Source organism: Hymenobacter sublimis (assembly GCF_023101345.1).
Lineage (GTDB): Bacteria > Bacteroidota > Bacteroidia > Cytophagales > Hymenobacteraceae > Hymenobacter > Hymenobacter sublimis.
In genome coordinates, this window is sequence record NZ_CP095848.1 from 3,675,132 (window position 1) to 3,687,755 (window position 12,624).

11 protein-coding genes are annotated in these 12,624 nt (G+C 55.1%); 4 read left to right on the forward strand and 7 right to left on the reverse strand.

Features of this window, described 5'->3' with window-relative positions; genetic code table 11:
* Nucleotides 1-204: 204 nt before the first annotated feature.
* The 6 genes from MWH26_RS15415 to MWH26_RS15440 form a co-directional block, all read right to left on the reverse strand.
* Entirely contained in the window at nucleotides 205-1,038 is an 834-nt protein-coding gene (locus tag MWH26_RS15415) for a phosphosulfolactate synthase (RefSeq protein WP_247974972.1), read from the reverse strand.
* Nucleotides 1,039-1,224: 186 nt separating this feature from the next.
* On the reverse strand, nucleotides 1,225-2,622 hold the full coding sequence (locus MWH26_RS15420) for a tetratricopeptide repeat protein (protein ID WP_247974973.1): 1,398 nt from the start codon (nucleotides 2,620-2,622) through the stop codon (nucleotides 1,225-1,227).
* 198 nt (nucleotides 2,623-2,820) lie between these two features.
* A complete protein-coding gene (locus MWH26_RS15425) occupies nucleotides 2,821-3,828 on the reverse strand; it encodes an NAD-dependent epimerase/dehydratase family protein (RefSeq protein WP_247974974.1) in 1,008 nt (335 codons plus the stop codon).
* A 42-nt stretch (nucleotides 3,829-3,870) separates the two neighbouring features.
* Nucleotides 3,871-4,638 carry a tyrosine-protein phosphatase gene (locus MWH26_RS15430; RefSeq protein WP_247974975.1) on the reverse strand — a complete coding sequence of 256 codons (768 nt, stop codon included), beginning with the start codon at nucleotides 4,636-4,638 and terminating at the stop codon, nucleotides 3,871-3,873.
* 18 nt (nucleotides 4,639-4,656) lie between these two features.
* Nucleotides 4,657-7,113 carry a GumC family protein gene (locus MWH26_RS15435; RefSeq protein WP_247974976.1) on the reverse strand — a complete coding sequence of 819 codons (2,457 nt, stop codon included), beginning with the start codon at nucleotides 7,111-7,113 and terminating at the stop codon, nucleotides 4,657-4,659.
* Between the two features lie 63 nt (nucleotides 7,114-7,176).
* Complete coding sequence (locus MWH26_RS15440) at nucleotides 7,177-8,112, reverse strand: polysaccharide biosynthesis/export family protein (RefSeq protein ID WP_247974977.1); 936 nt, start codon at nucleotides 8,110-8,112, stop codon at nucleotides 7,177-7,179.
* Between the two features lie 237 nt (nucleotides 8,113-8,349).
* On the opposite strand from MWH26_RS15440, the gene MWH26_RS15445 reads away from it, so the two are divergent.
* From MWH26_RS15445 to hpf, 4 genes are all read left to right on the forward strand, one after another.
* A complete protein-coding gene (locus MWH26_RS15445; protein WP_244697525.1) occupies nucleotides 8,350-9,489 on the forward strand; it encodes an acyl-CoA dehydrogenase in 1,140 nt (379 codons plus the stop codon).
* Nucleotides 9,490-9,642: 153 nt separating this feature from the next.
* Nucleotides 9,643-9,840, forward strand: coding sequence for a 30S ribosomal protein S21 (rpsU, locus tag MWH26_RS15450; RefSeq protein ID WP_188555950.1), 198 nt, complete (start codon nucleotides 9,643-9,645; stop codon nucleotides 9,838-9,840).
* Between the two features lie 153 nt (nucleotides 9,841-9,993).
* Nucleotides 9,994-10,881, forward strand: a complete 888-nt coding sequence (locus MWH26_RS15455) for a tyrosine-type recombinase/integrase (RefSeq protein WP_247974978.1) — start codon at nucleotides 9,994-9,996, stop codon at nucleotides 10,879-10,881.
* Between the two features lie 30 nt (nucleotides 10,882-10,911).
* Nucleotides 10,912-11,211, forward strand: a complete 300-nt coding sequence (gene hpf / locus MWH26_RS15460) for a ribosome hibernation-promoting factor, HPF/YfiA family (RefSeq protein ID WP_188555948.1) — start codon at nucleotides 10,912-10,914, stop codon at nucleotides 11,209-11,211.
* 132 nt (nucleotides 11,212-11,343) lie between these two features.
* Here hpf and metK read toward each other — a convergent pair whose 3' ends face one another.
* Nucleotides 11,344-12,606 (reverse strand): methionine adenosyltransferase, encoded by a 1,263-nt coding sequence (gene metK / locus MWH26_RS15465; RefSeq protein WP_247974979.1) that lies wholly within the window; start codon nucleotides 12,604-12,606, stop codon nucleotides 11,344-11,346.
* Between the last annotated feature and the right edge of the window lie 18 nt (nucleotides 12,607-12,624).

Consider the following 12,624-nt stretch of genomic DNA (forward strand, 5'->3'; position numbering starts at 1 on the left):
TTCTCTTACTGAATTGCCGTGGATGAGGTTGGCTTCTGTGGCGCCGTACATCCCAAACAGCTTGCTACTGGGTAGCGTGGGGCAGCACGGCGCTGCTACTAGCTTGGTTGGCAGAAAGGTTTCGGATTGGAAAAACGGGCTGTAAAAACAAAAAAGGCTGCGCCCACATATGGCGCAGCCTTTTTTAAGCGGATTCTTCAGGGCCTAGCCGCGGGGCATAGAGGTGCCGGGCTTGCCGGCTACCTTGGGCTCGGGCTTGAACATTTCGTCCACGTTGTCCATGTCCAGGAAGTCGGTGAAGGTGTCGCCGCGTAGGCCCAGGCGGATGGTTTCCAGGCTAATGATTTCGTTGGGGGCGATGTTGCCCAGGTTTACGTTGGCGCCGAGTAGCTTGATAAACCACACCTGCTGGGCTTTCTGCGGAGCTTCCCAGATGATTTTCTCGAAGGGAATCTGGGTCAGGATTTCCTCCACCAGACCGGAGCGTACCTCGCCAGTGCTGCGGAACAGGCCCACGTTGCCGGCCTCCCGCGCTTCCCCGATAACCTTCACGGCACCGGCTTCCAGCTCGGTTTTCATCTGCGAAATCCACTTGTAAGGCGGAATGATTTTCTCCGCATCCTTGGAGCCTACCTCCGACAGCACGTTTACATCCTGGGCCAGCGTGCGGATAAAATCCAGCTTCTTATCGTGGTTTAGGTCAATGGAGCCATCGGAAACTTCGGCGTACTCCATGCCAAAGTTTTCTAGCAGCCGGCGGTAATCATCGAACTGGTTCCGGATAATAAAGGCCTCAAACAAGGTTCCGCCGAAGTACACCGGGATGCCGGCTTCCTTGTACACTGCTAGCTTGCGCTTCAGGTTGGGGTTGACGTAGGACGTGGCCCACCCCAGCTTCACAATGTCGGTGTAGGCGGCCCCTACTTCCAGAAAGTCCTCCGCTTCGCGTACGCTAAGGCCTTTGTCCATGACCATGGTAAAGCCCTGCTCGCGGGGTTTTTGGGTGCGCTCGGGGAGTTGGTTGAGGGTGTAATTCATGTTGTAAGACCTAGAGTCAGATGAACGTGAAAGCAGCGCCAGGCTTCGAAACCATGCCAAAGCCAGGTAGCGCCGCGCCCAAAAGTACGCCCGAATTCTGTAACCGCTTAGAAAAGGCGAGGCCTCCGCAGGCACTGGCTACGTAGCCGGTACCCGCAGAGGCCCCCGTTCAACCGAAAGCAACGCCTATTTCCGATACTGATCAATCAGGCGGGCCAGGGCCTTCTGCGACTCCAGCTCCGGGAAGTAATCGAACAGCAAACGGTGCTTGTCGAAGTCGAGTACTAAGGCGTTTTCCAGGCACTCGTAGGCTTCGCGGTACCGGCCGCCGGCTAGCAGGTAGGCGCACAGGCGGTAATGCAACTCAGCCTCCATGGGCTGAATTTCTACGGCATTGCGCATCAGGTCAATGGCCCCATCGAAGTTGCCCTGCTCATACAGGATGATGCTCCAGTTCAGCCACGCATCCTTGTTATCGGGGGCTACTTCCACGGCCTTCTCATAGGCCTCGATAGACGATACGATATTGCCAATCTGGTACTCGGCGGCGGCCAGGGCCAGCCAGTACTCCACGCTTTCCTCATAAAGACTCACGGCCTTGCGGAAGAAATGAATGGCCTCGAAGTACTTTTCCTGCACGTTCATCACAATGCCGATACCAAACCAGGCTTCATCCATCTCGGGGTCCAGGTCGATGGCACGCTGGTAGAACCGGCGGGCCAAGTCCCATTCGGCCAGCTTCTCGTGGCACTCGCCAATGTTGCACAGAGCCTCCGGGCTGGGCTCTCCCTCGGGGTGGCTCAGTTCAAACTCACTAATGGCGGCGCGGTAGCGCTCCTGCGTGACGTACACGCTGGCTAGAAACCCGTGCGCCTCATAGAACTTGCCGTCAATCAGGATAGCATAGTCAAAGGCACTAATGGCTTCATCGAGCTTGCCCGCCCGGTAGTAGGCCTGGCCCAGGTTGTACCAGGCCACCGCTGAGTAGGGGTCGTCATCAGTGAAGCGGCGAAAGAAATCCAGGTTTTTCTCCAGCCGCTCGCTCACTTCCAGGCAATACAGCAGCTCTTGCACTGCTACATCGTTGTCGGGGTTCAGGCGCAGACTTTGCTTGTAGTACTTGGCAGCACTCTTGAACTTCTGCCAGCTCTGGTAGGCTAGCCCCAGGTTGAAGAAGATGTCGTCGCGGTCCTGGGCGCGTTCCGCGGCCTGGTGGAAAAAGGCAATGGCCTCGGCAAACTCGCCTTTTTGGGTGGCAATGATGCCGCGGGTCACCGCCACATCGGGGTTGTCAGGGTCGAGCAGTGCTACGTCCTCAATCTGGCTGCTAGCTGCGGCATACTCGCCCTTCATGGCCAGCACCTGGGAGCGGTCAATCAGGAGTTCGGTACTGAAAGGATATTGCGCAATACCTGCTTCGCAGGCTTGCAGGGCTTTTTCGTACTGAGTAGTGGTGGTATAATGGTCGATGATGTTCTCAAAATCGGCCAAATCAAAAAACACGGGTTCGTTGAGGGCTACCATCTGCTCAAAACGGCGCACGGTAGCTTCTACTTCTTCCCGATCCTCAAAATTCTCGTTCATTCTCATTCTGCTACAATCGACACGCCGCCGCCAAAACGGCAGACTTCGTGGGTCAGTGGGGGCATTTTCAGCGGAAAGCACCTCCCGCCCTGAATATACAATAACCGCACCGGAGGCCGATGGGTTCTGGAGGAGTAACGGAGTAAATAAGGAGCAGCATTAGCGAGCGGGTAAGGGTTGACAACCCTACTGATGCTGTTATCTATTTACTCCGCTACTCTGCACAAGTCCGGCACAGCACCAACTAATAGTGTCCGCCAAGGGCCGGAAGCGAAACGCCAAGGCCTGCTCAATTTTAGTGGCGCGGTATTCGGTGACCCGACGGCCGGCGCGGGCCGTGTCCTTGGTAATGAGCGGACGGGCCCCGGTAAGCAAGGACCGCACGTGCTCCAGGCGCCAAATGGTTTCGGCGGCCCAGTCGGGTACGGCTACGGTGGGTGGACGCTTGTTAAAGCAGGCCGCAGCCTGGGTCATGAACTCGCGCAGGGGTAGGGCGCCGGCATTTACGACGTAGCGCTGACCACTGTAGTTCGTGTCAAGGGTGAGGCGCAACAAGATGTCTACCACGTCCCGCACATCTACCAGGTTAATGCTGCCGGGCGTATAGAATCGGTGCTCATTGTAGGCGTAGCGAAACAAGCGGGTGCTGCTTCGGTCCCAGTCGACCGGCCCGAGGATAACCGAAGGGTTAATCATTACAGCCTGCAACCCTTCTGACACGCCACGCCACACTTCCAGCTCACCTAAGTATTTAGAGGTAGCATAAGCGTTGTGCTCAGCGCCCAAATCCCACTTGGCATTTTCATCGAGCACCAGCGGTCCGGCCGCCGTCGGCTGCTCCGGCCCCGGCACGGTGCCGCCCAACGCTGCTACCGACGAAACGAAGCCTAACCGAATACCAGGGCGCTCCAGGCACGCGTCCACGAGGTTAGCGGCTCCCTCCACGTTTATCTGCTGCAGCAAGTCCTCATCCTGGGGCGCGTAGGACACCAGCCCTGCGCAATGAAACACGTGCGTAACGCCTTCCAAAGCCGCCCGCAACCCCAGCCCATCCCGGATGTCGCCCTCTACCCATTCTACCTGCTCGGCAAACTCCAGAGCAGGCGGTTGCTGCCGGTAAAGCGCCCGTACGGATAGTCCGCGCTGCCGCAACGCCGAGATTACAAAGCTCCCTACTAAGCCGCTGCCGCCAGTGACGAAAATCATGAAGTGGGGGTAACTTATGAAGAAGGAAAAAAGCGGCGACGTTTACAGCGTAGAATTCAGCAAGGGCAGAGCCAGCAACTTGGGCAGGTACTCGCTTAGCAGCACTTTGCTCCGAATGCTGTCCACGTGCTTGAGGTTATGAGCATCGGTGCCTACCATGTCTACTAGCCCCGCGTCGATGAGCTTTTCGGCCACACGCTTGGCTCCGGCTGAGTAGTAACCGGTTAAGGAGTTCAGATTCACTTGCATCAGCACGCCCTCCTCCCGAATTCGAACCAGCTCTTCGAACCGGCCATACAGGTAGGTATACCGCTCTGGGTGCGCCATAACGGGCCGGTAGCCGGCGGCTTTCAGCTTGAACATTATCTCCTGGAGGTTGAAGGGCTCATTGATGTAAGACGTCTCGAACAGCACGTAGCGCTGCTCGCCCCCAAAGCTCAACAGCTCTTCGTCATCCTCCAGCTTGCGGGCCAGGCTCTCATCCATGTAGTATTCAGCCGCGCACTCCAGCTCTACCCCAGAAATGTTTGCCTGAACAGCAGCAGTACGCAACACGTCCAGTGCCCCCCGGATGCCGGCTGGCGTATTCCGGTAGAAGTCCCCCATAATGTGAGGAGTCATCACCAGCTTTCGATAGCCCAGGTCCTGCAGCTGCTGTAGCAGCACCAGCGACTGTTCCAGGGTTTCGGCTCCGTCGTCGAGGCCGGGCAGGAGGTGGGAGTGCATGTCGGCGCCCAGTACGGCCAGCGTAACGGGTAGCGTATTGTCGTCCGGGGTAGGGCGCCCGAATAATTTCTGAAAGAAAGACATAGCTGACGTTGGGCCGGGTTAGGAATTCCGCTTCCGCAACCGACTCAGCAGGCCACCTTTGGGGGCCGTATCCTCGTAGTAGCCCTGGCCATACCCATAGCCGTAGCCGTACCCATACCCGTAGCCGTAGCCGCCACTGCCCTGAGCATCGTTCAGAATGGTGCAGAGCTTAGTGAAGCCATTCACCCGCATCAGCTTATTGATATTCTTCAGGAAGGCCTTTTTAGAGTAGTTGGCGCGCACAATGTAAATCGGCACATCAGCCTTGCGCATAATCAGGATACCATCCGTTACCAAGCCAACGGGCGGGGTATCAATCATCACCACGTCATAAGACTCGTGCAGGCTTTGAATCAACTCGTCGAAACGGTTGCTTAGAATCAGCTCCGAAGGGTTAGGTGGGGTAGGACCAGCTGAAATAAAATCCAGGGTTGGAATGCTGGTATGCTGCACGCACTCCTGCCACGTGTGCTTCTCAATCAGGATAGTACTTACCCCTTTCACGTTTTCTGCATCAAAAGCCAGGTTTACCTTGGGCTTACGCATATCCAGGTCCAGGATGATTACGCGCTGGTCAGAAGCAGCAATAATGCCGGCTAGGTTTACCGTCACGAAGGTTTTGCCCTCACCGCTAATGGTCGACGTAATGGAAATCAAGCGCTTCTTTTTAGAAGAAGCCATGAACTCCAGGTTGGTTCGGATGGAACGTATGGACTCGGAAATGGCCGATTTCGGATTTTTATCCACTACCAGCTTCGATACGGCCATCTTCTCCTTATCGTACGTTGGGATAATACCTAGTACGGAGGAAGAAGTAGCTCGCTCCAACTCCCGAATGTTGGTTACGGTGTTGTGCATGAGGTACCGGACGGCAATCAGACCCAGGCCTAGAATAATACCCGCCGCTAGGCCAATGGCGTACACCATCAGCTTCACTGGCGAAATTGGCGCTGAAGGCATGGTAGCCGGTGACAGAATCTGGAAATCGGCGGTAGTACCAGCCATGGAAATGCCAAACTCAATCTTCTTATCCATCATGTTCAAATTGTACTTCTCGTACAATTCAAGGGGACGCTGAAGCCGGGCTTGCTCCGTTTGCTTCTCAGGTAGGGCCCGTAGTCGGCTCTCCAACTCGGCCCGTTTGGCATCCATTTTCAGCAGCTGTTGCCGCACCAGTTGCTGATTACGCCGCAGCAGCTCCCGAATTATCTTCTTGGTGTTATCTATCCGCTGTTCTCTTAACTGCAGAGCGGTAGTAGCGCCAGGCTGATAGGATAGCTCGGCTCGCTCTAAATCTAATTGCAAGTCGCTGAGCTCTACAATCCGCTGCGAAAGTTGTTCATCCTTCAGCTCGCCCAAGGCCGGTATGCTCTGAAAAACGTCACCGTCCTCCCGGTTGGTTAAGCGTCGCTGGGCCAACAGACGCTCTAGTTCCAGAAGCACATCAGACTCTTCTTGTAACTTTTCTCGCTCTTTCTCCTGCTCTTCGAGAGCCGTGGTAATCATAGCTACATCGGCCTTGATGTCATAGGTGCCGTTGCGCTTCACAAAGGACTGCATGTTCTCCTCTGCCTGCTGCAAATCCTTGCGATTTTCGCCCAGCTGCTCATTGATGTAGCGCGTGGCACGAGCAGCTTGTTCCTGCTTGCGGGCCAGCTTCTCTACCAGGTAAACCGAATCAATCTTATTGACAATGTCGTGAGCTTTGCGCGGGTTGTGGTCCGTGAAGGAAATACCGATGATGTTGGCATCGGCATTGCCGATTTCTACCGTCAAATTTTTGCTTAGATAAGCATTCAGACTAGCTTCGTCGTTGATGACAAAGTGGTAATTGGGCTCCAGAGCAGCCGCGTTATACTGATTGGTAGGAAATATTTGTAAGGTAAAGCCCAGCGCGCGAATAGTTTGTCCAAAAGCGTATTCTCCGCCGCCTTCCTGGCCGTTGTGCTCATATTGCAGCCGCACCCGGTTGCCCGGTAGCAGCTTTAGCCCAAATTTCACGTTATACACTGCCTCGGGGGTGGCAATGTACTCGACGCGGAACGGAGAGGTACGGTACAGCTCATTCTCCAGGACGGTGCCCTGAACGTAGTAGTTCACGGCTAAGTCCAGGGAGTCTTTTAGTCGCTGATAGATAATATCCGACTTAATAAGCTCTACCTCACCGGAGAGCTTATTGATGCTTTGCTGCTTTTCAGCTTGCGCACCAATGCCTTCCAGCCCTAGCAAGCCGGCTTCCGTTTTCTCATCAATTTTGATGGAGGAAGACGACAAGTATAGGGGCGGCGTGTAGCGCAGGAACAACCAGGAGGCAGTCAGGCCCAGCAGAATGAGCAAGAGCATCCAGGGCAGGCTCTTGCGCACTACCATTAATAAAGTGGTCAGGTCCAGCCCGCCGCCTTCGTCCTCTTCCTCGGCTTCGCCGCCTGCATTCCGAATTAGTTCTTCCAGATCAGCCTCTTCTTTCGCCGCCATGTAGTAATGAGTAGTGAAAACAGCTCCTTGGAATTGCCAAAGAGAAACGCTGCGTGCTTGTACTTATTTTGAAATGGCAATGAGGAGCGTTGCTAGCCCCGACAGCCCGCCTAAAAAGGCAAATAGTGGACTGGCATCGGCCAGGGCCTCATAGAAGGGCCGACGAATGGGTTCTACGTACACGATGTCGTTGGGCTCTACCTGCAAATTGGCGCGCCGCATTCCATCGATGGTAGTCAAATCGATAATCTGAACCTGCGGGTTTTTCAAATTGCCCCGAATCAAGCGGATGTTATCAGCCCGCCCGGCCTGGCCATTGCCGCCGGTAGGCCCTACAAAGCCACCCGAAATGCCACCCGCCTGGGCTAGCACTTCCAGCAGGTTCATGTTGTCGTTGAACATCTGAATTACGCGGGCCCCACCTGTGGTAGCCCCCAATACGATGATGCGGTTATTGGTGACGCGAGTGGTTACGAAAACATCTTTGTAGAACTCAGTATACCGAATCTGCAAGAGACTATCAGCCTGGAGCAGGGTCAGACCGGCTAGTTTGACATAGTCAACCATAGGTAGCTTCACGATACCATCGTGTTGAACCAGGAACTCATTAAGACCCTGCTGCCCATTTTGCTGCTGTCCTTGCTGTTGCCCCTGCAAACCTTGCTGACCACCAGCCCGTTGGCGAGAAAAGCCGCCACCACCCGTGTTGTTTCCGGCCGGCGAGCCGAAAAACAACTCGCCATTCGGGTCGAGGATACGCTCACCTTTGTTGGTGTACACCCGCACCTCGAGGTAGTCGTTAGGCTGGATGATGTAGTTGCGTTCGGCTCGGTTTACTACGTCGCGCAGCCGTGCAGTATCCAGGCGCCCGGCTCCATCAGTACGAAACAGGATGTTTTGCTGCCGCACTCGGGAGGTAGTGCAGGAGAAAGTAAGCAGTACTATCGGCAAACACAGCATCCAGAGACGCAACAGGTGGTAGCAAGTGGGTCGGTTCATGCAAGCCGGGACAACCGGATTCGGTGGTAAAAAATTTAGGAAACAAATCTGCGCGGGCAGTATTTCCCTAAAAAACCATCAAAGAAACCGAATTAGTGCCCCCTTTCAAAATTCACTACCCTTGGCCTTGGTCTGGCACTGGCTTGTACGCCAGTAAAATCCTACTTTCGCGGACCCAAATTTTGCTCGGATGGGTTATACCTGTCCATTCTTACCTCCCACCCTACCCCTACTACTATGGAACTGGTCGCTACTGAAAACCAGACGATGATTGCCCAGATGGTGCGCGACTTCGGAGCTCAACATATCAAGCCCCACATGATGCGCTGGGACGAAACCCAGGAGTTCCCGGCGGAAGTATTTCACAAGCTGGGCGAGCTGGGCCTAATGGGCGTACTGGTGCCCCAGGAGTATGGTGGTGCCGGCTTCGGATACGTGGAGTACGTAACGGCTATTGCGGAGCTGGCCAAGATTGACGGCAGCATTGGCCTGAGCATGGCCGCCCACAACTCCTTATGCACCGGCCACATTCTGCAACATGCTTCCGAGGAGCAGAAGCACAAGTACCTACCCAAGCTGGCCTCTGGCGAGTGGATTGGGGCCTGGGGCCTGACCGAGCCGAACACGGGTTCGGACGCGGGTAACATGCGTACCGTGGCCGTGGCCGATGGAGATGATTACATCCTGAATGGCGCCAAAAACTTTATTACCCACGGTAAAACTGGCAACGTGGCCGTGGTTATTGCCCGCACCGGCGAGGTAGGCGACTCCCGCGGCATGACGGCCTTTATCATTGAGCGCGGCACGCCCGGCTTCGAGGCCGGCCGCAAGGAAGACAAGCTGGGTATGCGGGCTTCCGAAACCACCGAACTGATTTTTACCGACTGCCGTGTGCCGAAGGAAAATGTAATCGGGCAGGTAGGCGACGGGTTTGTGCAGGCGCTGAAAGTGCTGGATGGCGGCCGCATCAGCATTGCAGCTCTGAGCCTGGGTATCGCCCAGGGCGCTTACGAGGCGGCGTTGCAATACTCTAAAGAGCGTCAGCAGTTCAACCAGCCCATCAGCAATTTCCAGGGCATCAGCTTTAAGCTGGCTGACATGGCCACAGAAATCGAGGCGGCTTCCTTGCTCACCTACCGCGCCGCTGATATGAAGGACCGCGGCCTGAATGTGAACCTGGAATCAGCTATGGCTAAGCTCTATGCTTCGGAAGTTTCGGTTCGAGTAGCCAATGAAGGCGTGCAGATTTTCGGGGGCTACGGCTACACCAAAGACTACCCTGCCGAGAAGTACTACCGCGACGCCAAGCTGTGCACCATTGGCGAAGGAACTTCTGAAATTCAGAAGCTCGTAATTGCTCGGGCCCTGCTGAAATAGCGTTTTGTCGTTGGCAGTTTTGCGGCTGATTTTGCGTTGTGTAGCCTTTCGGCGGGCTATTTCCTACAAAATCAGCGTAATCATTTTCAAATCTGCTGAATCTGTGGTTATCTTTGCGGCCCCTTCAATCCGGGTTTCTAAGTCACTGAACATATGATCATCGTCCAAATCAAAGAAAACGAGTCGGTTGACCGTGCGCTGAAGCGCTTCAAGAAGAAATTTGAGCGCACCGGCGTTCTGAAAGAGTTGCGTCGTCGCACTTTCTTCCAGAAGCCGTCCATCACCAACCGCAAGCAGAAGCAGAAGGCCATCTACAAGCTGGCTACCTACGGCCCCGACGCCGCCGAGTAATCGTCTGCCCCTGCTCTTGTCAGGACGAAAAAACCGGCTGATTCACTCGCTTAGCGTGAATCAGCCGGTTTTTTCGCGTCCGGGCTATTTCGTTTTTTTCTCCCCTGAATTCCATACATTGGTTGTCCGGCCCTGGCGGCTGGCCCCTGCTATATGGAATTGTTTTTTGACTATTTACGGTTTGAGCGGCGTTACAGCCCACACACGGTGCTTTCGTACCAGACCGATTTACGGCAGTTTGCCGAGTTTTTGTCCGGCACTTACGAACTGACCGACCCTACCCAGGCCGACCACACGCTGATTCGCTCCTGGGTAGTGGAGCTGATGCAAAAGCAGCAAGATCCGCGCACGGTGAACCGCAAAATTGCCTGCCTGCGCTCCTACTTCAAGTACTTACTTCGTACGGGAGTTATTCAGAAGAACCCGATGCTGCGCATCACCTCGCCTAAAGTGGCGAAAAAGCTACCCGATTTCGTGCCGGAGGAATCCCTGAATGGGCTGCTCAACTCTTTTGAGTTTCCCGACACGTTTGCCGGCGTGCGCGACCAACTGGTGTTGGAACTGCTGTACGGCACTGGCATTCGGCTCTCGGAACTGATTGGTATTGGGGCCGATGACCTCAACCTGGCTGGCCGAACGGTGCGGGTAACGGGCAAGGGTAATAAGCAGCGCGTGGTGCCGCTAAACCCCACGCTGCTGCTCGTGTTGAGCCGCTATATAGAATTTAAGCAACGTGAATTTGCCCCGGAGAGCAACGCCCGGGGGGCCCTCCTCGTTACGGACAAGGGAGAGCCGCTCTACGAAAAGTTTGTGTACCGGACCGTGAAGCACTATCTGAGCCAGATAACCACTGCTTCCGGCCAGCAGCATCCGCACGTGCTTCGTCATTCCTTTGCTACCCATCTGCTGGGCAAAGGAGCTGATTTGAACGCCATTAAGGAGCTGCTCGGGCACGCTAGTCTGGCGGCTACCCAGGTGTATACCCACCTGAGTATTGACAAGCTAAAATCCGTATTTGACAAGGCCCACCCCAAGGCCTGATTTTTCCTTTTACCCTTAACCCCACTCCCGATGAAAGTACAGATGCAATCGGTGCACTTCGATGCCGACCAAAAACTGCTTGACTTCATCCAGAAGCGCCTCGATAAACTCGAAACCTTCTATGACCGCGTGATTGAAGGAGAAGTAATTCTTCGCCTGAATAACAAAGACGGGATAAACAATAAAACAGTAGAAATTAAGCTGCACGTGCCCGGCACTACCCTGTTCTCGCAGGAAGATGCCGGTACCTTCGAAGCGGCTACTGATGCTGCCGCCGAAAACCTGAAGCGGCAGATTACTAAGTATAAGGAGAAGTTAGTTAGCCACTGATTTTTGCGAGCTGTTAGCAGTTGACTGACGGCTAACAGCTTTCGTGTTAAGAAAAAAGCCCCACCTGAATTCATCAGGTAGGGCTTTTTTGTACATGGTCAGCAATAAATAGCCAGTATGAATAACTAAGATTTACAGACCAAATTCTGCCTTGATCTTATCAACATAGTCGAGCTTTTCCCAGGTGAAGGTTTCCACGGTTTTGGTTGAGCCATCAGCCTGCTGGATATGCTTGGTGCCCGGTTGCCGGCCCATGTGGCCGTAAGCAGCCGATTCGGCGAAGATGGGATTCTGCAAGCCCAGGCGCTGTACAATGGCGTAGGGGCGCAAATCGAAGATGCGCTGCACCTTCTGGGCAATTTCGCCGTCGGTGAGTTGGTGGCCGAAAGAGCCGGTGGCTTTCGTGGTACCGTAGGTCGTTACGAATACGCCTACGGGCTCGGCTACGCCGATGGCGTAGGCTACCTGCACCAACACTTGGTCGGCCACGCCGGCGGCTACCAGGTTTTTAGCAATGTGCCGGGCCGCGTACGCCGCGGAGCGGTCTACCTTCGAGGAATCCTTACCCGAAAAGGCACCGCCACCGTGGGCTCCTTTGCCGCCGTAAGTGTCCACAATAATTTTACGACCCGTGAGGCCAGAGTCGCCGTGAGGACCACCAATGACGAACTTACCGGTGGGGTTGATGTGATACTTGATGTCCGACGTGAACAGAGCCTGCACTTCTTCGCCGAGCTGAGCCTTCACGCGGGGCACCAGAATGGTCTTGATATCTTGCTCAATCTGGCTGAGCATGGCCTGCTCGTCCTGGTCGAACTCATCGTGCTGAGTGCTCACCACGATGGTTTCAATGGCTTCGGGCGTATTGTCGTCGTTGTAGCGGATGGTTACCTGGCTTTTGGCATCGGGGCGCAGGTAGGTCATTTCCTGGCCAGCCTTACGGATGGCCGACAGCTCGCGCAGCAGGCGGTGCGACAGGTCGAGGGCCAGGGGCATGTAGTTCTCGGTTTCGCGGGTAGCGTAGCCGAACATCATGCCTTGGTCGCCGGCGCCCTGCTCCTCGGGCTTGGCGCGCTCCACTCCTTGGTTGATATCGGCCGACTGCTCGTGCAGGCGGTTCATTACCTCGCAGGTGTCGGCGTTAAACAGGTACTCGGGCTTGTTGTAGCCAATGCGGCGAATCACCTCCCGAATAATAGGCTCCGCTTCTACGTGGGCCGTCGACTTAATTTCACCGGCCACCAGAGCGAAGTCGGTGGTAACCAGGGTTTCGCAGGCCACTTTGGCGGTCGGGTCCTGCCGCAGATATTCGTCGAGGATGGCGTCAGAAATCTGGTCGGCTACTTTATCAGGGTGGCCTTCCGAAACAGATTCGGAGGTGAACAGGTAGGGCATCAGCTTGTAAGGTAGGAG